General features: G+C 65.5%; 9 protein-coding genes. 2 read left to right on the forward strand and 7 right to left on the reverse strand.

Annotated features, from left to right (window positions below; all coding sequences use genetic code 11):
* Positions 1-74 precede the first annotated feature (74 nt).
* From Q319_RS0107890 to Q319_RS0107910, 5 genes are read right to left on the reverse strand one after another with little or no spacing between them, the layout of a single operon-like run.
* Complete coding sequence (locus tag Q319_RS0107890; RefSeq protein ID WP_029481660.1) at positions 75-1,376, reverse strand: McrC family protein; 1,302 nt, start codon at positions 1,374-1,376, stop codon at positions 75-77.
* Positions 1,373-3,715 carry an AAA family ATPase gene (locus Q319_RS25430; RefSeq protein ID WP_081845943.1) on the reverse strand — a complete coding sequence of 781 codons (2,343 nt, stop codon included), beginning with the start codon at positions 3,713-3,715 and terminating at the stop codon, positions 1,373-1,375. Before Q319_RS25430 ends, Q319_RS0107890 begins: the two co-directional genes overlap by 4 nt.
* Entirely contained in the window at positions 3,712-7,701 is a 3,990-nt protein-coding gene (locus Q319_RS0107900; protein WP_051655204.1) for an Eco57I restriction-modification methylase domain-containing protein, read from the reverse strand. The genes Q319_RS25430 and Q319_RS0107900 overlap by 4 nt, the downstream gene beginning before the upstream one ends.
* A complete protein-coding gene (locus Q319_RS0107905) occupies positions 7,698-10,541 on the reverse strand; it encodes a helicase-related protein (protein WP_029481664.1) in 2,844 nt (947 codons plus the stop codon). Before Q319_RS0107905 ends, Q319_RS0107900 begins: the two co-directional genes overlap by 4 nt.
* A 3-nt stretch (positions 10,542-10,544) precedes the next feature.
* The gene (locus Q319_RS0107910) at positions 10,545-15,650 is read right to left on the reverse strand and encodes a DEAD/DEAH box helicase (RefSeq protein ID WP_029481666.1); all 5,106 of its coding nucleotides are present in this window, start codon (positions 15,648-15,650) and stop codon (positions 10,545-10,547) included.
* A gap of 600 nt (positions 15,651-16,250) precedes the next feature.
* Here Q319_RS0107910 and Q319_RS0107915 point away from each other — a divergent pair.
* Positions 16,251-16,793 carry a helix-turn-helix domain-containing protein gene (locus tag Q319_RS0107915; RefSeq protein WP_156039231.1) on the forward strand — a complete coding sequence of 181 codons (543 nt, stop codon included), beginning with the start codon at positions 16,251-16,253 and terminating at the stop codon, positions 16,791-16,793.
* Between the two features lie 681 nt (positions 16,794-17,474).
* Here Q319_RS0107915 and Q319_RS0107920 read toward each other — a convergent pair.
* Together Q319_RS0107920 and Q319_RS0107925 are read right to left on the reverse strand one after the other, a co-directional pair.
* Positions 17,475-20,405, reverse strand: coding sequence for a phage/plasmid primase, P4 family (locus tag Q319_RS0107920; protein WP_029481670.1), 2,931 nt, complete (start codon positions 20,403-20,405; stop codon positions 17,475-17,477).
* A 72-nt stretch (positions 20,406-20,477) separates the two neighbouring features.
* Complete coding sequence (locus Q319_RS0107925; protein WP_029481672.1) at positions 20,478-20,765, reverse strand: helix-turn-helix domain-containing protein; 288 nt, start codon at positions 20,763-20,765, stop codon at positions 20,478-20,480.
* Between the two features lie 80 nt (positions 20,766-20,845).
* Here Q319_RS0107925 and Q319_RS0107930 point away from each other — a divergent pair, with 80 nt between their 5' ends.
* On the forward strand, positions 20,846-21,550 hold the full coding sequence (locus Q319_RS0107930; protein WP_156039232.1) for a helix-turn-helix domain-containing protein: 705 nt from the start codon (positions 20,846-20,848) through the stop codon (positions 21,548-21,550).
* Positions 21,551-21,566 lie beyond the last annotated feature (16 nt).

A 21,566-nucleotide genomic window follows, 5' to 3' on the forward strand; every position in this document is an offset into this window, starting at 1 on the left:
GGCGAAAAATGAGCTGGCGGTAGAGGAGGCGTCCTGGATATCTGAAACCTTGGAAGAGGTCGGGGCGGCTGCATTTACGCTCCCGCTTCAGGAAAAACCGGCACCGGGGCCAGCAGATCGAGAGTAATCAGCGAGAGAACGCGTCCTTCTCCCAGAGAAATCGGAGGGGAAACGGCGGGCAGCCCCGGGAGGTGTGGGTAAATGAGCCAGAGTGGCCGGCGCACCTCCGCGCGCTGTGTGTGGAAGACGTGGCTGTAGGCCAGCATCTGATAGGCGTCGGCGTTGGTGACCTCGAAGGTGGGGGCCCGGTCCGGATTCAGGCGCTTCCATTTGGTGTCCGCGACGATCACCTGCCCATCCGGACAAGTGATCAGCAGATCGGGGCGCAGCGGAAACGCGCGTTTGCCGTTCACTTCCCCGAGGGCGCGGTCCGTGACCTGCGTCTGAACCTGCCACGCTGGATACTGGGTTCGCAGGAGATGGGCGACGTAGGCCTCGTAGACCTGGTTCATGTTGAACAGCACCGCCTGCGCCCGCGCGGTCATGCCGCCCACCAGCGGGTTGAGTTCGTACAGCACCATCCGGCACAGGCCCTCCAGGGCCATGAAGTGGGCGTGGCCCCGCTCCAGACGCCAGGCCGCAAAATCCTGCCGGATGTTCCGGCTGGGGGGCACCTGTTCCAGTCCGGCCAGCAGTTCCCGCGCCAGCCGCCGGGTGGCCGGCATGCGCGTCATCCGGGCCACCCGCTCCACGGTGGACCGCGTGAGCCGCGTTTCGGGACGGTCTGGCAGGAACTCGTCGTACAGGACGTTGAGGCGGTGGGCGCGGTGGGGGGGCTGACGCACCTGGCGGGGCAGGTTCAGCCGCCCGCGCAAGGAGGACCGTTCTTCGGAGACTGGGACATACGTGTGGGGAATGCCGCGCCGCAGCGCAACCTTGATGCCGTCAAGCACCGAGCGCAGCAGGACCTCGAACAGGGGCATGCGGGCCGCGTCCAGATCTGCGGGCGGCGCGGTCCGGAAGCGCTCGTCGGTGGCCACCAGCATGCGCATCAGCAGCGCGCGGCTGCCCTGCAAGGACGCCTGAGGGTCCTGTTGCCGCGCGCCGGGTCGCTCGTGCGTCTTGGGCAGGATCTCGATGGTGGTGCCGTCTGGTGTCCGGATCAGGCCCACCCACTGCGAAAGTTTCAGGGCGCTGCGGCGACCCAGCCTGGTGGGGGTGGCTACAGGCCCCAGCGCTCCGTCTGGAGCGAGGACCAGGGCTTCCACAGCGTCGAAGGTCAGCGCGCCGAGCGTGGTCACGTTGCGCTCTCCCGGCGCGCTGACCTCGCCGCGCACCAGGACGTCGTGCTCGCGGACGCTCAGGTGAATGGTCATTCCTCGAAGGGAAAGGCGTCGGCGTTCATCAGGCTGTACACCCCCGTGAAGGCGGCCAGATGTTCAAAGGCCGCCGCGTTGACGCGGTAGCGCACTTCACCATTCACGGTGTCCTGCTGGACGAACTGCAGGTGGGTTTCTTTGTGCTGATCGGCGAACACCTCGCGGATTTTGGACCAGTCGTCGAAGAAGTACTCCTCGAGTTGCGGCAGGATCCGTTCCCGCAGCGCGCTCGCCACACCGGCGAGGGTGCCCGGCAGGCCCATCAGGTAGGCGTGACCGATCACCTGCTCGCGGCTGAGCAGGCGCTCGATGCGGTCATTGATGGCGTACAGGAATTTGCGGAGGTCCAGTTCCTCTGCGCCTATCTCAAGGATGGGCAGAACGCGTGGCTCCGGCCAGACCGGGTGAAACACGAAGCGGCGGCGCAGCGCGGTGTCCAGTTGCGTCAGGCTGCGGTCGGCGGTGTTCATGGTGCCGATCACGTACAGCGTGTCTGGGACGCTCAGGGCGCGGCGGCTCAGGGGCAGTCTGGCGGTGAGGGCTTCCGGGCGCCCTGCGCGCTTTTCTGATTCCAGCAGGGTGATCAGTTCACCGAAAATCTTGGCCACGTTGCCCCGGTTGATCTCGTCGATGATCAGGACGTGGGGGCGTGGGCCCGTGCTGGGCTGGGCCTGGGGTTCCGGGCGAGAGACCCCGAGGCGTTGCAGAACCTCGCCGGCGCTGGCTCCGGCCACCCGTTGCAGGGTGGGGGGCGCGAACCGCCGGCCCGTCACCTCCTGTGCGCTGACCTTCAGGCCGGTGGCCAGCCATTTGACTGATCGGGCGTGGGCGTAGTTCGTGGTGAACATCGGCTCGTGGCCGGGATCAAAGGTGTACTCGCCCGTCACGATGCCCACCGCACCGATCGTGTCCGAATTCATCGCCAGCAGAACCACATCGCCGACCCGGACGCCATCCCGGAACAGCGTCTGGGACGGATTCAGATCCTCACTGCTGATATCGGCCAGATCCTTCGGCGGCTGATTCCAGCTTCCAATTCGCATCTTGCCGTGTTCTATACAGTGGTTCCGCACCGCACTAAATGAGGTGGCACCGTCAACGTAAAACCGCCAGACCTGGGCGTCTGGTCCAGCGGTTGCCGGTGCAAACACTTCAGCACGCTGCTGTTCCGCACCCTCTGGCAAAGCCAGCTTGCCCCCTGCCGCCCGCACCGACTCGAGAAAGATGCCGTCTTCCAGGCGGTAACTGAGCTGTCCGCCCTGCATCACGGGCTTGATGCCCTCGATGAAGTCCTCGTAGCCGAACGACTGGTGAAAGGTCACGAACGAGATCGCCTCCGCCACAACCAGTTCGTCATAGCGGGTCTTCAGCATCGCGCGGTCTTCCAGGTGTTCGGCCAGGAGCGCTGGGTCCAGAATGGCCAGCGCCCGCTCCACGACCTGAAACGTTTTGCCCGTGCCAGGCGGACCGTAGAGGATCTGGTTCAGGGGAACAGCGGCACTGATCACTTCAGCGAGGATCTCTTGACGGTGGCCGGGTGTTTCTGGCATGACGGTCTCCTCAATAGCGTCGGCAAAACCCAGACGGGCACGCCTGACTTCCGGGGGAATCCGCGACAGCATGCCCATCCAGTTGCCGTACCCGATCTCGTTGCCCTGGGCATCGGTGAACACCCAGCCCGAGGTTCCACCGCGCGGGCGCATCAGGATCACGCCCGTCGCGGCGCTGGCGGACTCGAAGGGCGTATCGACCGTGAATTCCAGCAGTTCGGTGTCCGGCTTCGCGGTCAAGGCACCCTGGGCCAGCAGTTCTTCCTTGAGTTCCCGGTCCCCGGCGTCCATGAAAAACCCTGTCTTTGCTTCACTCCCGGCGAGGACCACGAGCTTTCCTTCCCGCATCTGGGCACGGGCCATCAGGTGCTCGGTTTTCAGGGTGAAGATCGGCGTTTGGCTGGTGCTGGCCAACTCGTCCAGCCAGTCTCCATGTGTCGTCTTTGATCCGTCCGGTGCGCGGAAGGACCAGTCGCGCAGGCCGTTGGCCATCCGCCCGGCCACCACGCATCCCGCCTCGGTGCTGCCGCCGAATGCCGTATCGCGAACAAAGCGCAGTTCCCCCGTGGCCTCGTCTGCTTGCAATTCACCGTCGGCGATGAGGCGCTCGCGGTGCGCCCGGTAGCCTGGGGAAACGTACTGCTCATAGCTGTTGGCCACCTGCGCCCGCGCGGCACTGCCTGCCAGGACCACGAACTCGCTGCCCCGTTGCTGTGCCCGCGCCGTGACGCCTTTGGTGCTCAGCTCAAACGTCGGTCCGGTGGAGTCCGGTGGTTCATGCGTCATGGTGTCCACCCTCCAGCCACATTCCCACCTTGCACCTTGCTGCTGTATTTCCCCAGCCGCTCCAGCCCCAGCCGTTCCAGTTCGTCAAACACGGAAAGAATCGCCTCCTTCGTGCGGTACACGCCGCCGTGCGCGGTCTCGTCCTTGCGGCGCACGATGGGAAAGGTGTCCATGATGTAGGCCACATCGTCCCGCGCAATGCCGTACAGGATGAAATACAGCGCGTCCAGTTCGGCCCGCAGCCAGAAACGGCGTTCATCGTTCCAGGTGAAGGGCTGGTCCGTATACCCCAGGTCTGCCGCGAAGCCTGACAGGTCATGCGCCGTGTAGGTCAGCTCCAGCACACGCGGCGCAATGAACGACAGCCGGGTGGGGGTGAAGGCGGAGGGTGGGAGGATGGGGAATTGCTTGATGTAGTGGTAAGTCATGCTGGTGCCGCCCGCTTTTTGGCGTACCACATAGTCGAATATGAAAGAACCAAATAACGAGATCAACGCATCAGGATTGCTGGACGAATCCAAAAACATCAGCGGCATCTTGTGGGCAACAGCAGTTCGCGGTGTGAGTGAGAAAATGAAAGTCCGCTCATCGGTACTCCGGCAAATATCCCGAAATCCCATAAGCCAGCTCCGTTTCCATTCCCAAGAAATATTTCCATCTTTGTCTTTCTGAATCAGCCTATCTTCAACTTTTTTATTCGCCATCCAATACTGTGCTTGCGGCAGACAGTCCGGGTTTTCTTTCTCTTCGCCCGTCATATCCCTCGTGTCGCCTTCGGGCGTATAGGTGGCGAAGCGGTGGTCAAACTGGTGCATCAGCTTGGCCTCGTACAGCGGGAGCATCTGCTCTTGCTCAAGCGTGTAGTGGTTGCCGTCTAGCGTCCAGCCCTCGGCTTCCAGTTGCGAGGCGGTGCGAAATAGACCGGAATCAGCAGACATATGAAACATCGCCATAAACTTGATGCCCCATGGATTCTGCCCCGTTTCCTCGTTGATCAGTACTGGCACGCGTTGATAGATGCTCTTGGTGATGCTTGCATCTCTGGCACTGCGGAAAATCGGTGCGGTGCGGGTGTTGGGATTCATTAGGGCAATTTCGTTGGGAGAAATCGTAAAGCGCCTTCCAGGTTCCAAACTCTCTGCCACGGAGCGAGAGAAAAAGCTGAATTGCGCCGTCTTCAAAACGTCGCCGCCGCTCGCCGTCAACACACAGAACTTGAAGCGAGCGTGACCGATTTCGTTAAAAAGTCCGCCGCCGCTCTGGAAATCATGCAAGCTGTGTAGCGTCTGGTTGTCCATCAAGCTCTGGAAGAAGAATTTGGTGGTGTCGTCAGTGGCGATGCCCGTCGGCACGATGATGCCCATGCGTCCGCCGGGGTTCAGGCTGTCGCGGCCCAGTTCGCTAAAAATGGCGTAGGTGTTCACGTCGCCGCGCCCGGTCAGCGGGTAGCGCCCACTGCCGCGAATAAAGTGGCTCTCGCCCTCGGCCTGCCTCAAATCGGCCTGAAAGTCGGCGTGAATCTTCGGGTGGGTGGCCTTCAACTCGGTAATCATGCGGGTGCGGGCAGCGGCGTTGGGGGCCTCGGCAATGGCGGGAACGCGCTGGGCAAACCATTCCTTTTCCTGCAACTTCAGCCGCTCCCACGGTGGATTGCCCAGCACGCAGTCAAAGCCACCTTTCCGCTCATCTCCGAACACATCAGGAAATTCGATGTGTGGGTGCAGGAAGCGGTACTGCTCGGCAGCGCTACGCAGGGCTTCGCGCACGGATTTCAGATTTTCGGCGTCGGGATTGGCTTTAATAGCGTTGAGGGTGGCGGTGGTGATGGACGGCATACCGGGAGTTTTCGGCAGCACAAAGGCGGCGCACCACGCATCGGCCAAAAGTTTCTTAACCTGAAGCTGCCTGCTCTGCTGGATGGCGTTCCAGGTGCTTTCCTGCGCCTGTACGTTGTTCAGGTTTTCAGGTTCGATCTTATCGAGCGCCCTGACCATCGCAGTGATGGGCGCGAGATCTTCCGTCATGTTGAATAGGCTTGACGCCCCCAGTGTGTTACGAACAGCCTGTTCACGTTCGGCCTTGTTGCCTTTTTTCAGCGCGGCGACGGTTGGCCTATCGTCACCTTCCAGCACCACAAAAGCATCGTCCGGCAGATGCAAGGTGCTGGCGGTCTGGGCCGCCTCCCTACTTTTTTTGGTGACTTTCTCAGGAATCTCGTCCTCGGCGTTCATCAGCTCCGGCGTACTTCCCAAGAGGCTATTGCCCACACGCAGGCGGTGGTCTAGAAAGGCCAACGGCTTGCCCGCGTCCTGACTTTCCAGCCACAGCGCCACCTTCGCCAGTTCCACGGCCATAGGGTTGATGTCCGCGCCGTAAATGCAGTGGGCGATGACCGCGCGGGTGGCGCGGCGCTGTGCGGCTGGGCTGGGCTGCGCCGTCTCCTCGTCCAGTTCCGCGAGCTTCACACCGATACGCCGGGCGGCGGCAATGAGGAAATGCCCGCTGCCACACGCCGGGTCAATGACCTTCAGGTTCTTCAGCGCCGCGATGGCGTCGTCCCTGGTCTTCCCGTTGACCGCGTCGTCGATGACAGGGTCCAGCGCACTGTCGAGCAGCAGGTTGATCAGCGACGTGGGGGTGTAGTAGCTGCCGGTGGTCTTGCGCTCGTTGCCCGCCAGGGTCTGCAACTCGAACCGGGGGCCGGGCTGGATGCGGGGCACGAGTTCCAGCAGACTTTCGTAGATGCTGCCCAGTTCCTCGCTGTCCAGGCCCGCGTAGTTCACGGGACGCCGCGCGCCGTCCACGGTGATCTCGCTCAGCGCGCGCAGGGCTTCATAGAAACTGCGGTTGTCGAGTTGTTGCCCGAGCAGGTCGTTCGGCTGGAACAGGTGACTGCCCAGGGCAGGCAGACCCAGAAGCGGAAAGCCCGTGCGGACATGGGCCAGCAGACGTTCCCAGCCCGCGTGGGCATCGGTGTGCAGCGGGTTGCCCCTCAGGTCAGCGGCTTTGGAGCGCATGGCGCGGGTGAGGTAATAGTTGGCGCGCTCGCGGGTGGTGGCGTCGGACACGTAGTCCCCCTGATCGTCGCGGGCGAACAGCAGGTCGCGGTCCTCGGTGACGAACAGGAACACCAGTTGATAGACCATGTTCAGGCACGCGCGGTACAGCGTGGTGGGCGTTAATTCCCCGCTCCTGACCCGCTCGTACAGCGCCGGGTTTCCCTTCAGGTAGCCGGTGGCCAGGTGCTCGATGGCCCGCTTCACGCCGTCGCGCAGGCTGTCGCGGGCCTTGATCCCCTCACTGCTGGCCGCCGCGTTCCACGTTTCCAGGACGCTGTCCTTACCTCCTTTCAGGCGCGAGCGGTGCAGCAGCAACCACAGCACCCGGAAGGCGCGGGCGTCCTCGGCGCGCAGCATCTCGCCGATGTTGAACTCGGCGTAGGCGGGCCGCGTGACCTGGGCGTTGTCGCGCAGGACGCGCAGCACCTCGCCGTTGGTCACCAGGCCCCACAGGTGTTCCGGGGTGGCGTTCAGGTAGCCCTGCATGACGCCGTGCGGGCTGGCGCGCAGCGTTCCGTGAAGGGTGACGCGGTCCAGGTCAGCCGGCTGCGCGTGGCCGGCTGCGTCCACCACAGGCGGGGCGTAGTGCAGCGGCACGTCGCCCGTCTCGCTCAGGCGGCTCACGGCGTACCGGCCCCCCACCGCGCCGCCGCCTGGAAAGGCATAGTCCAGGGCTTTCAGGAGGGGACGGACCCAGCCGGACCAGGCGTCGGTGTGGTGTTGCTGGTAACGCGCCCAGGCCTTGCGGGCGTCGTCCCAGGCCTCCAGGACCGCCTCCTCCAGCGCCACTTTTGGCGGCAGGTCATAGCTCGCAGGTGTGGCCCCGTCCACTTTGGCGGTCTGGGCCCGGTCACTCAGGTTGAGCAGAAAGTCGTCGGTGAGGCCCAGGCCATGCACGCGGACGTTGGTCAGTTGGGTGGGGGTCACGCGCTGCCTCCAGGGCGGGGTGCGGGCACAAACACGTACACGCCCAGCAGATCGGGCGGCCCCGGGGGCTCAACCGAGTACGCCACCCCCGAGCTCACAACTCCCACGCGACGGGTGGCCCCGCGGACGCGTTCATGCGCCGCCAGCAGCGCCTCTGCGCGCTCACGGGCGCGTTCCAGCAGCGCGTCCTGCATGCCTTCCAGCTCCGTGAGTGCGCGGGTCAGCCGCTCTTCTTTCTGCACGGGATCGAGGTTGCCTTCGGGCGGCAGGTCCAGCAGGCGCGTGACGTCCGGGGCGTCCAGCCAGTCGGCGGCGTCCGCGCGGCCCCGGTAGGCCAGGGTGTCCAGTTCCTCGGCCAGGGTCTGCCATTTGCGCCGGTCCTTATTCCTGCGCCCCGTCAGGTGAAAGCGGTGGCGCAGCAGCAGCAGGGTGGTCACAGTGCTGACGCCGCTGGTGCGGATCACGCCGACGCGCCGGGCCATGGCGTGTTCCGGATCGTCGAGCGCCTGGCCCAGGACCGTGCTGGCGAGCTGCTCCACCAGGGGATGGTTGCGGGCGAGGGCGGTGACGTGGCGCTCTGCCGCGCCGCCAAAGCGGAACGTGGGGGCGGCCTTCAGGAAGTCCCGGAACTCGGGGCGCACGTCCACCTGCCCCGGATCGGCGCGGTAGGTGCCGTCCAGGCTGGGCGTGACGATTACCCCTGCTCCTTGCAAGGCGTCCAGCACGAAGTTGTGGGCTGTCTCCGTGTCACCCAGAGCGGCACGTATGGCGACCAGCTCCGTGGCCACCTCATCAGGTCGGATGGCGTTCTGCGCGAAGCGGCTGCGCGAGCGCCGCTCGCCCTCGGCGGCGTCCCGCCACTTCAGGTCAAAGGCCTGCACGTCCGGGAACTCGCTGGGATCGAACAGCGCCGGCTGGACCGCCTTGCAGTCCACGTTCAGCACACGGCTCAGCAGCACGTCCAGCAGACTCTCGGCCTCGTCTGGCGCGGGGATGCTGGTGCCCAGGGTGGCGCGGATCAGGCGGTGCTTGCGGACCAGCACGTCCAGGATCAGCGTGTCGATGCGGTTGTCCTCGCCGTAGATGGTCAGGACGCGCACTTCGGGGGCCGGCTGTCCGTAGCGGTCGACGCGGCCCTCGCGCTGGTCCAGGCGGGTGGGGTTCCAGGGCAGGTCGTAGTGGATCACCGCGCTGAACGTCTGCTGCAGGTTGATCCCTTCGGACAGGCAGTCGGTGGCAACCAGCACGCGCGCCTCCGCCTGCGCCAGCTCGTTGATTTTCTCCACCCGCTCGGCCGGGGTCAGGCGGCCCGTCACAGACGCCACCTCCACGTTCTTCAGGGTGGCCCCCAGATGTGCGGCCACCGCGTCGGCCGTGGCGATGAAGCGGCAGAACACGATCGGCGCGAACCCGGCCTTGACGAGTTCCCGGACCTGGGCGGTCAGCAGGGTCAGTTTGCGGTCCTTCTGGCCCGCCAGGGCGTCGGCCCGCTCGGCGAGCGCCAGGAGTCTGCGGGTGGCGGCGCTGTCCGGCGCGTCCACCTGCGCGCCGGGGGTCACGTCGATCGCCTCGCGTTCCTCGGGGTCTGGATCGAACACCAGTTCGCGCCCCAGGCCCTCGATCACGGCGGCGTCGGTTTCGTCCGCTGTCAGCGCGCGCTCGCGCAGGGTGGCGGCGGCGGCCTGCGGGCTGCTGGCCAGCGCGCGCAGCAGCCCCAGTGCGGCCCACCAGCGGATGCGGGTGCGGCCGGCCACCTCCCCGGGCACCTGGACACTCTCGCGGGCGTAGGCCAGCACGTCGTCAAACAGCTCGGCGTACTCGGGGTGCAGCGTGTACTTCAGCTCGCCCTCATGCCGCCGGGGAAAGGGGGTGTCCTCCCGCAGGTAGTCCTGGATGTCCTTGCGGCCGCGCTGGATCAGGTGGCGGGCTAGCGTGATGCGTGCGTACTCGTTCTGGGTGCCGCTCAGGTCCAGCGGCAGGCCGGCAAAGTCCGGGTTGAGCAGTTTCAGCAGGCTGCGGAAGGCGTCCTCCTTGCCGCTGTGCGGGGTGGCCGTGACCAGCAGCAGATGGCGCTCCTGATCCCTGGCCAGGTCCTCGAGCAGGCGGTAGCGCTGGTGGCGTTTGGCCCCCAGGCCCTCGCCTTCCGCGCTGGCGTGCGCCTCGTCGACGATCACGAACTCCGGGGCGTTCGTCAGGAAGTCCTGTCGCCAGCGGTCACTCTTGACGAGGTCCAGGCTCACCACCACGGAGCGGTACCGCTCAAACACGCTCTGTCCGGGGTTGCAGTCCCGCTCCAGCCGGCGCGCGGTGCCTGGCAGGACGGCCACCGCGTCGATGCCGAACTTGGAGCGCAGTTCTTCCACCCACTGCTCGGCCAGGTGCGGCGGACACAGCACGGCCAGCCGCGTGATCTCCCCGCGGTCCAGCAGTTCACGGGCGATCAGGCCCGCCTCCACGGTTTTGCCCACGCCCACGTCGTCGGCGATCAGCAGCCGGACCGGGTTCTGGCGCAGCGCCATCAGCAGCGGCACGAGCTGGTACGGGCGCGGCTCCACCCCCAGGCGGCCCAGCGAGCGGAACGGCCCGGCCCCACTGCGGATGGCGAGCTTCGCGGCGTTGACCAGCAGTTTCGCGCCGCTGGCCGTACCGAAGGCCGTGGGACTGGGCGGGGCAAACGACGCGGACGTCACGTCCTCACCGCCGGCGCCGGCGAAGACGCCGGTGACCTCAGCGTCACTGCCCCCAAGCGGCTTGAGCAGCAAAAAGTCGGGTGTGCTGTCCGGCAACACCACCCAGTCCCGTCCGCGCACCTTAACCATCGAACCGATATCAAAAGCCATTGTTTACCCTTCCCCGAAGATGAACGCGTACCGGCGCAGCAGTTCAGGCCACTGCGCGCGGTCAGGCGTGAATGTGATGACGGTGTAGCCGGCCAGGTCCAGGTTCTCACGGGCCTGCGCGTCCCGGCCCGGTCCGTCTGCGTCCGGTGCGTCGACGAAGACCATGGCTGCGTGCGCCTCGTACGTGAAGTCTGGGCATGCCTGGAGGTCTGCCAGGTGCTGGCGGGCGTGTGACGGCAGGCGCAGGTCCTGATCCCGCAGGTGGATCAGCCACTCGCGGGCCAGGTCGTGGCCGCACTGCCCGGACAGGCCGCCGAGATGATCGGCGCCGGCCTCTGCCTGGGCCACCACCTGGCCCGCCGTCAGCGCGAGCAGCAGGTCACGCACCTTGAAGCGGTCGAGCAGTTCGTGGAAGTTCTGGTTGCCGTAGGTCATCAGGCAGTCGTAACAGGCCGCCACGCAGCGCTCGCGGGCGTGCGGGGCGTTTTCAAGGTCCATACCGCCTACCGGATCAAAGTGCAGCAGGGTCAGGGCTTCGCCCGCCACCTGAGCCAGGGCTCCCGCGCGGAACACCAGGTCCTGCAGCACCCCTGCCCCCCCTTCCGAGGCCTCGAACAGCAGGATCTGCCGGGGGTTTTTGCTGTCCGGCAGGAGTTCGGCCGCCAGTTCGCTGTCCTCGAGCTGGTAGGCGAGTTGGACGGCGTTTTTCAGGGCGCTCATTAGCGTGGCCATGCCGCTGTGGTCCAGGGGCTGGGACGGCTCGATCATCAGCACGTTGCGGGTGTCTTCCACGTAGGGGATCACGCGCTGGACGTGCAGGTCACGGCCACTGGCCGCGCGCTGTTTGCGTTCGAGCGCTTTGGCATTCAACCACTCTGACGTTTCCGGATCGAACAGGAAGCCCAGTTCGTTCTTGTTGCTGCGGTTGCGCCAGCCGTAATTGATGCGCCAGAGGGTGGCGCCGTCCCCGTAGGTGAGGGCCAGCAGTGGGTCTGTCCCGGTGGCGGCGGTGGCCTCGATCCGGTCCGTGACCCCCCCGCGCGAGGCGAAGCGCAGGCCGCTCCTGACCTCGAAGCCGATGCGCTGGCGTTCTTCCTCGTCGCTGCCGATGCGCTCGCGGCGCCGGGTGGCCACCGACGTCATGCGGAACAGGTTGGGCTGGGCCGGGGCCAGCCGCGCGCCGCACTGCTCACAGACGTCCCGCGCGCCCTGCTCGCTGCCGTGGTGCAGGTAGCCGCACTGCTCGCAGCGCTGGGCGCTTACGACCGGCAGCTCGCTCGTCTCGCCGCGCGCTGGAACGATCACCTTGTGCGCCTCGTACTTCGCGCCGTTGTGGTACACGATGGCGTTCGGCCCGAACTCACTCAGCGCCAGGAAACGCGGTCTGGACAGGTAACTGTCCGCTTTGTTCTTCGCTGTTCGCCGCCCCGGGATAAACGCTGAGAGGGGCAGACGCGCGAAGTTGTAGCCTGGCAGGAAGCCCTCGGAGGCCAGGTACCGGTAGGTGTAGAAGTCCGACAGCTCCCCTTCCGGGCTGCGCAACAGGCCCAGCTGCGTGTTCGCCTCGGCGTGCAGCCGCCGCGCTTTCTCCTGGAGTTGGTGCTTGCTGGCGTCTGCCAGAACCGCGTTGTTCAGGTTGAGTTGTGACAGGGCGCTGCGGTACAGGTCACGCCAGCGGTCACAGGCCCGGTCAAATTCATGTGGAGCCTGCCGCAGGGTGAGCGCCAGCCACTCCGGACTAAACCAGGTGGTCTGCGTCAGGTCCACGCCCAGAGCGTCAAGCAGGGCCTGCGCGCGGCCCAGGGCACGCCGCTGCACCCCGTCGTCCTCGAATGGCGCAGAGTAGTCACTGAGCAGCGTCAGGCTGGGCTGCTCCCCCGCCACGTCCAGCAGTTCGGCCAGCGAGGGCGGCAGGGGCTGTCCCGTTTCCGCCAGCCAGATGGCGTGGACGTGTGAGCGCACCAGCGCCTCGTTGCCCAGCTCGATGCGCGGGGTCGACACGTTTCCCCCCACCATCAGCTGCGGCCTGCGGAAGAAGTACTGGTCGTGGTTGTTCCCGGTGGTGGCGTAGGTCATGACCAGCGCCGGCTGACCGCTGCGCCCGGCGCGCCCGGACCGCTGCGCGTAATTGGCGGGGGTGGGCGGCACGTTGCGCATGTGCACCACGTTCAGGTCGCTGATGTCCACCCCCAGTTCCATCGTCGGCGAGCAGAACAGGGCGGGCAACTCACCTGCGCGAAAGGCCCGCTCACGCCGCTCCCGCTCGTCGGCGCGAATCTGCGCGGTGTGTTCCTCGCCGTGCAGGTGATGGAAGTGGGCGGCGGGTTGCCGGTAGAGGTTCAGGAAAAAAGAGTTGACCCTGGGCGGCGGACTTTCTGCCGGACGCACGATCCGCAGGGAGTCCAGGTAGGCCTGGGTCCCGGGACCCGCATTCCAGGTAAAGGCCGTGCCTTTTAACTGGAACGCGCCGTCTTCTTTCTCGATGAACTCCGACAGGGCGCCCATCAGGTCGGCCAGGATTTTGTCCGCATCCACGCGGGTCATTTTTTGAGACCACTGCAGGGTGTCCGGCCGCATCAGAAACTTGCCGACTGCGCCCATGGCACTCAGGTACAGCGGGGCCCCCTGGGAGTCGCGGAACCCGGGTGACCTGGTCCCCAGAATGACCGGGGCGCCGAGCGTCAGCTTCCTCGCTTCATCCGCCTGGAGGTACAGCGGACTGTCGTCGCGGATCAGGCCCATGCTCAGCACGGCGGCGTCCAGGTAATCGGCGTCCAGATAGGGCACCTTGACGGCCAGATTCTGGCGCATCCAGTCCAGCAGCGCCCGCGCCACCTTCTGGCGGATTTCCACTGTCCCACTGCGGACCACCGACAGCGCCGGATGGGCACCCTCCCACAGGTCGTGGGCCTCGCAGACGTCCTGCAGGTCTGGATACTCGAAGCGCACCAGGTCAACGCCCTCGAGATTGGGCAGGGTCAGCCGTTTGCCCTCGGCCAGATCGGTGTACAGCGCGTACCCGATCAGGTCCCGCGCCGTCTTGAGGGTGCGTTTGCGCTCCCCGAAGCGCACAGCCGGATCCGCAGCGTAGGACGCGAAGTCCAGCTCCATGGCCTCCAGCACCCGCTCGGCGACCGTCTCGTGGGTCAGCGGGCCTCCCTGAAGCGCCCGGGCCAGTCCAGCACGCAGGGCCGCCACAAACACGAAGTCGTTGAAGTGACCGGCCTGAAGGGAAGCGTCCTGCCGGTTGTCGGTGAAGGACAAGACCTTCCGGGCTGTGGGCGGCAGGTCCGACGTGCGCAGGCCCTGCACGGTGGCCATGCTCAGCAGGGTGGTGGCCGTGCTGCGGCCCTCGCTCGAAAGGCTGGCCAGCTTGGTCAGCTTGCCGGTGCGGCCCACGTAACTCACGCCACAGCACAGGCAGAACTTGAAGTTCGCCTCTACGAACGCCGCCGGCAGTCCGGCCCCGCTGTGGAGCGTTTCACCCAGCCCGCTGACCCGTACGGGCCTGGGCAGGTCTTTTTTGTAGCTGCTCTTGACCCGCAGCGCGCCGCCCCGTTCTTCCAGCCAGAAGTCGGGCAGACGCCTGAGCTGCTCCTCCTCGTCCAGCGGCCACGGCGGGCTGCCCACGAACAGGTAGCCGTCCTGTGGGGCGCTCTCTTCCCGGACCTCGCCGCCACGGGCGAGAAAGACCTCCTGGCCCCCCTGATCGGTCCTGCGCACCGAGTAATATTCCTGACCGCAGTTGCGGCAAAACTCCAGCGGATACAGGCGCTGCTGACGCTCTGTGCCTGGAACGTACACCTGTCCCCGCAACGTCAGGTGATCCCGCCGCTCGGCAGACAGAGCCAGCGGGGCGTACACGGCTGAGGCCTTGCTGATGAACTGATGCAGCCGGAAGGCGAACACGGGACGCCCCGTGTCTGGATGCGTCAGGGCGTTGCCGCGCAGCAACCGTTCCTGAAGGGCGTCCAGGCACAGCGCGCGCTCCAGACCGGTTTCGGCAGCGAGCCGCGCGGCCAGCCCTGCCTCGCCTGCCACGGCCTGCGGGGGCTGGCGCTCATAGCGGCCTGACGGCTCGTCCCAGCGGAGCCCCACCCGGTTTTCCAGCCAGACGACCAGGGGATCACCGATCAACGCCGCAAATGTTCCGGGCGCCGGCGCACTGATCGCCGAGCGCAGGGCGGCCGGCGTCACCTCACCCACCGTGACGCGCTCCAGGGTTTCCCCGATCACCTGCTCGGGGCTCAGGGGCACACCAAACACCCGGGACGCCACGCCGGCCACGGCCCGCTGCCGCTCGGCGTAGGTGGGGCTGGACGACATCGTGGCACTGGTGCCCACGCAGATGGCTTCAGGCGCGTCCAGGCGCTCCCTGAGCCGGCGGATCAGCAGGGCCACGTCCGCTCCCTGACGGCCACGGTAGGTGTGCAACTCGTCGAAGACGATGAACTTCACCCCGCGCGCGCTGCTGACCAGCTGCGCCTCGTTCTGACGCGTCAGGATCAGCTCCAGCATCATGTAGTTCGTCAGCAGGATGTCGGGTGGCCGGGCGATGATCGCTGCCTTTTCATCGCGCGTTTCCTGCCCGGTGTAGCGCGCGAACGTGACGGGTCCATCGGTGCCCAGGAACTTGGTCAGCTCCTCGCGCTGGCTGTTGGCCAGGGCGTTCATGGGGTAGACGACGATGGCCTGAATCCCCTGGCCGGAACCCCGGCGCAGCACGTGATCCACGATCGGAATCATGTAGGTCAGCGATTTGCCTGATCCCGTTCCGGTGGTCACCACGTAGGACTGACCCTGGTTGGCCAGCAGGACGGCGTCGCGCTGATGCCGGTGCAGGTTCAGCGGCGCCCGTTGTCCCTGACGCTCGGACGCAAAGATGTCGGCGCACTGGGGGTGCAGGTGTCCCCCACCCACCAGTTCCGTCACGCTGCCGCCCGGCATGAAATTGGGGTTCAGTTGAACGAGTGGATCAGGCCAGAACGTCCCCCGGGCAAATTCACCCTCGACGTAGGCGCGGATGTCCGCGTCCTGGATGTGGACGAACGACGAAACATAGCTCTGATACTGACGGATGACGTCCTGGCGAAACTCGAAGATATTCAAGAACGCCTCGAGTCAGGGGAGGGGGGGCAGGCGCAGGGGACCATAGGGTCCTGAGATTATGGCAAAGATGAAAGGCAGCTTGACGGCTGGTGCCTCCAGCCGCCATTTTTCGTACGAATGGAGGCGGCACCGGTTGGGCGTGCTGGCCGTTTTTCTGAAGGTCACCTGACTCCCGCCTTCAGCGGCTCGCAAGACGACAGCCAGCGCCACTTCCGACTCCCCGTCCGTCCTTCGGGGGCACCTCGCAGGGCATTCTCAGAAGCAACCGGGCGCAGGGCAGGACACCCTGGGTGAGACGCTGATCAGGCGGGTACTTTAACGTCAGCGGGCGCGCTGCCTGGTCCCGGCTGAAGGCGGCAGTGGGGCTGCCGATCCGTGCCACGGCCGCGTCGGTGCGTCCGCTTCGCCCAGGTCCGTGCCGCGCCATGTGCAGCAGACCTGGTAGAGACAGCCGCATATGTAGTGGAACGGGTGGCAACTTCAGGACGGGCAGGCGGTCAGGGCGTCAAGATACGGTCTGGCGCGAGCGTCCTGATTCTGACTCTCCATGCCCGGCACGTTCGGTGCGCTGATCGGGAGGGCCGGTGCTACTGTCCAGACGTGAATCCCCATGATCGGTTTGTTCTGAACTTTGCGACGCCAGAATTTGTCGGCACCGCTGTTGTTTCGCCCATCGTTATGGAGGAGCAACTCGGGCGTCTGCTGCCGGATCAAGGGGCGGAACATCTGAAGACGATGTCCGTGCAGTTGCTGGCAGGACGGGTGGTGGTCAGCGGGCAGACCGTGTTGTGGACCCATAGACTGACCCCGGACCTGCTGGGCGGCGGTGAAACGAACCTCCCTCTGGAACGTCCCCCACTTGCCCAACTGCTGGACGACGCCGACCTGAGCAACGGACAGGTTGCCGCCGCCCTCGACACCACCACGGTGACGGTGTCTCGGTGGCGTGCGCGCCGGGTGGTTCCTCCGGTCACGTCGGCCATCCGGCTGGCGACCTTTATCGGTGTTCCTGTAGAGACGATCGAGTGGAGGCCCGACGAGGACAGAGATTATGAAATGGCCCTGAATCCGTTTCCGCTGGTCAAGAGCGGTCAGAGGGTTCAGGAGGAGCGCCGCCTGCACAAAAGTAAAATGCTGGATTAACGGCTGGCTTTCTCAAGCGTGTCGGCGCTCCAGGAAACGAATTCCTGAAGGACTGCTCCCCAGATGGCCGTGATGACATCGGCCGGTGGGTGCGCCGCAGCCTCCTGGCGTTCAGGCCCCGTGAGGAGGCAGACTGACGCCGAGATCCGGCGCGGCTGAGTCTGAAAAAGGGCGCAGTCTGGAAGCCCTGCTGGCCGTTGGGCGCTGCGCGCACCACGCAGACCTCAGGCGGTGCGTTGTTTGTTCCTGTGGACCGGGCGTTTTCTCATGGGGCTGTTTCGCCAGGGGAATCAGCGGTCCGCCGGACCTGCCAGCCATTTCCTTGATGTGCCGCGCAGACGTGAAGCGCCGCCGTGATCACGGGCGCGTCCGGATCGCCGTCCAGCCACCCATGGGCGTGCCGGCCAAGAGGACACAGACCATCGCCGAACGCGTCCGGACCGGTCCAGCGGCGACAGGTGACGCAGCGTCCCGGCGCCGCGCTCAAGGTGGCCACATCGAGCCGTCCATCGGGCCGCTGACCGCGCGCCAGACGGCGGACCAGTGGGTCCCTGTGGTCACGGACCGCTTGCAAGAGTTCTTCAGGCGGTGCTTGTCGTGCCGTGGGCCGGAGTTTTCCTTCCGGGGTCAGCGTCAGGGAAACGCCATGCTGGCGCAGCCTGGCCGACAGGCCCACCAGCGTCACAAGTCGTCTCCGGTCCAGCCGGACGGTGGGGCGCTGACAGGTTTGACAACTTCGGGGCTGTTTTCCGAAAGCCTTTCTTGTTCTCTTTCAGAAGAGAAGGGATCAGGAGAGCTTTGGGAAAAACCGTTTGAAGCTGTCAAACCTGTCAGTTCGTCCCCGCTCTGCTGGTCCGCCTTCTCAGGAAATTTGGCCGGCCTGTCCAGTCGCCAGCGGCGCTGTTTGCCGTCACTGCCGGACTTCAGTCCCACCGACTCGCACGCCCGGTTGAATTTCTGTCCTCCCAGCGGCGTGGTGCCCATGGCGTTGCACCACTCTTGATAGCAACCCTTCAGGTCGCTGATCCCCATGCCCCGCAGGAGTGCCGCGTGGTCCAGGCTCAGCCAGAATCCGTGCAGTTCATCGACCGAGTGCCAGAATTTCTGCGTGGCTTCCTTACAGACGGCGGCGCGGTGAATGTCCCGGGCACCAACCTGATGGAGCCGGGTCAGCCCTTCGACGGCCCACGCGGTGAAACCGCGAACCAGGGCGCTGTTCGGATCCCGCCGCAGCGCCTCGATCGGCCGTCCGTTCAGGAGAAGGTCCCCCTTGTCCAGCCGATGGGTGAATGGCAGCGCCAGCACCCGGTCTTTCAGGGCGTCGTCGTACGCCTCCACGCGTGGGGGATCGTTGGCCACCATCATCAGGACATGTGTGGGGGTGAAGGTGAATGCCTCGTTGTACAGCAGTCGGCCAGGCAGTCGGTCGGCCCCGCTCAGGGTCTTCAACAGCTCAGCGTCCAGGCGGGCGTTGCCCGCTTCCGCACACAGGACCACGCGCTTCGCCCAGATGGCCGCGCCCAGTCGCTCGCGTGAGGAGTCCCCGGCGAGGTGGCTGGGGTCCACCGTGGTGGCCATGTCACCCAGCACTGTGGACAGCAGTTCGCTGAAGGTGCTTTTTCCGGTGCCTGGCTTGCCGGACATCCACAACAGCAGACGCAGCGAGGACGCGCCGCTCAGTGCGTAGCCGGCCACGTCCTGGAGCGTGAGGGCCAGGTCGGCGTTTCCGCCGGTCATCCGCCCCAGCACGGCGGCCCAGTCGCCTTGATCTGCGTCACTGTCGTACTCCACCTGGGCCAGCTGGAGCAGATGGTCTTCACGCCGTGCTTCGCGGAACGTGCCGTTGGTCCAGGTGCCGTTCTGAAACCCGATCACCCACGGGCGCGGCTGGAAAGCCTCCAAAGGTTTTTTGTACATGGTCTCTGCGCTGCTGAGGATGGCCTGCTGTTTCTTATCATCTTCCGTGCTGCGAGCAACGCGGTGGAGCGTGTGGTACGCCTTGAGCATGGCGGCGGCGCGGCGTGCTATGGCTGTCACCTTGCGCGGGTCGGCGTCCAGTGAGCTGCTCAGCCGCCTGGTGGCCGTGTCCAGCACGCTGTACAGGTTCAGCAGGCGGTCTGTTTCCCATTCCATGGCCTTTCCCAGTTCCTGAACGCGCTGGCGCGCCTCCAGCCGGCCCGGGCCAGACTTGCCGCCGCCGAGCCACTGTTTTCCGTTCCAGGCCAGGTAGCCGCCCAGGTCGGGAACGAAGGCCAGGTCATTGCCAGCGTGATCGCACAGCCTGCGGGAGTGTGCCAGGTCACGGTCGATGGCAACCACATTCCACCTGACCCGGACTCCCAGCAGGTCAAGCAACTGCCCGGCGCTGTAGGTGTCGTTTTCGCCCTGTGGATCGGGGAGGTCTTCAGCTGCTGGCAGACCCTCCACGGCGGTCACGTTGATGGTCACCGTGGTTTTTTTGCTCGCCTTCCTGGCGCGTGAGCCGACTGCGCTCAGGTCCAGCGGATCGGCCTTGCCCGCTTGCAGGCCGCTGTCCAGGGTCACCGACGTTTCAGCCTTGCCCAGCCCGATCTGTGCGGCCACCGCGCTCAGGGAGGCGCGCACTTCCGCCTCATCCAGAAATCCAGTGCCGATGGCCCTTCCTGCCCTGTAGGCGACAGCATTCAAGGTGCTGTTCCTCTTGCCCAGGGGGGCCGCCAGCAGATCGGCGCAGCAGCCGTCAAGCAGGACCTGAACGTATTTGACGCAGGCGGGGTTAGATCCTACGAGGGTGCCTGCCTCGATCTCGTTTTGCCGCTTTTGGATGTCAGCGCGCCGCCGCCTGGTGGCTTTGAGTTGCTGCTCACGGTCCGCTTTCGCTGCATTCAGAGCGTCTTGCAACTCCGGCCAGCCGACGAGCAACTCGGCCCGGCTGTGCTGCACGTCTGCATGCAGTTCCACAGTCCGGGTCAGGAATCCCGGCTCGTTTTTGCCGTGGACGTAGCCTGGTAAGCGCATGGTGCGCGGCAGATCGCACACCGAGGTGTCCGCGCCGTACAGGGTGGCCAGGAATTTTTGGACGGTTCTGAATTCCTCGAGGGGCAGATCGGTGACCTTCCAGTACACGTGGAAACGCCCAGGACTGGTTTCCACGATGGCCGTGGGCTGGTGTGGAAACGTGGGCGGTAGGGGCTTGCCGTCCAGATCGATGTATACGGCGGCCACGCGGGACACCTGGTCACTCTGTCGCCGCGTGGCTTCCGCCGAGAGGACGTTGACCACCCAGGCCACGCCCAGGCGGGCGTGGTTGGCGCGCAGGTACTGTCCGGCTTCGATTTGCGCCAGCGTGAAGCTTCCGCCCCTGGCCGTGCAGTCCTCGAGGTGGCCGCCGTCCGCCGTGGCCAGCCTGTATTTCTGCGTTTCCCTGCGCTGGCCGCTCTGGTCCGTCCAGGCAGACCTGAAGTACAGCTCGTCAGGGCCGTCGGGGAGGGTCTGGAGAAAAATCTTCTCGCCTGGCTCGCGGAAGACCGCCACCAGGCGCGCGGCTTCCTGCGGCATCTGCTGATCGGTGATGGTCTGGTTCAGGGCGAAGACCCGCACCTCCGCCTCTGGCTCGGTTGCCTGGGCCGCCATGTTCAGCGCCCACCGAAGCCCGGAGGGCGGCGAACAGATGTGTTGGCCTTTTTCTGACGCAGAACATTCATGTTAAACTGCCTCCTTGAGGTTTTTCTGAGCGCGTTGGTGAAACCAGTCGAGCAAGGCGCGGCGGGAGAATTTCCAGCCGTTGCCGACCGCGTAGGCGGGCAGATCGTGCGAAGCGACCAGCGAGCGGATCTCGCCTTCGCTGACGTTGAGCAACGCTGCCGCTCCCGCAGTGTTCAGGATGACGTCAGGGGTTTCGAGCGTGCTGAGGGCGGATTCCAGACGCTGCAGGAGGTCGGGCAGGCGCACCAGGATACCGAGGTCAAGGATGATTTGCGTGGTGTGTTCCATCACTGATCACTATAAGATATGGTGAAGTCCGAGTCTATTTATGACTTGATCAGAAATGCGGGTTGGGTTCTAATGGGGCCATGACTGATTCCCACCCCAGTGTTGCTCCGGCGGGCAGCGTGCTACCCATTCCACCGAACCCCAGAAGAAGCGCGCACTGGCGACAGGCAAAGTGGTCACCGCCCAGTGCAGGTGCGGAGTCGGAGGTTATCTGGGCTCCGTCGCCGGGTCAGACGTTCGATCTGGCTGTGCTGCCGCCAAAGCAAGCGGGTCAGATGCTGGCGCGCCGCCGGGAAAGCCGGAATCTTCGCCTGGTGGATGTGGCCGCGCAGATCGGCCAGCTCAGTGGGGAGACGCCGCCGAGCGCCCAGTACCTGTCGGCCATCGAACATGGGCACACCAAGCTGGCCAACAGCAAATACCTGCGCTACCTGACTCAGGTCCTTGATCTCTCGGCCAGTGACCTGGCGGCGATCACTGGCGTGATCGTCGAAGACCGGCGCGCCGTGGACGTGTTTGCGGCCCACGCCGCCGACCTGGCACCTGAGCAGCCTTCCGGGCAGCGGGCCTACACTCTGGGGGCTGACGTGCTGATCGTCGATCACGGTGAACGCGGTCTCGTTCCGGGGGGACGGTATCTGATCGAGCAGGGCGGCGCCGTGCGGCAGGCGCGCGCCTGCGCTGCGCCGGAAGGGCAGATGCTGTTGCTCGTTGACCACCTGCTTGTGGAGCCTGAAACCGTTCAGGTGCTGGGCCGAGTGCTGTTTGTCGGCCAGTACACCTGAGCCGGGTGAACTGACG

It is taken from the genome of Deinococcus marmoris DSM 12784 (assembly GCF_000701405.1).
GTDB lineage: Bacteria > Deinococcota > Deinococci > Deinococcales > Deinococcaceae > Deinococcus > Deinococcus marmoris.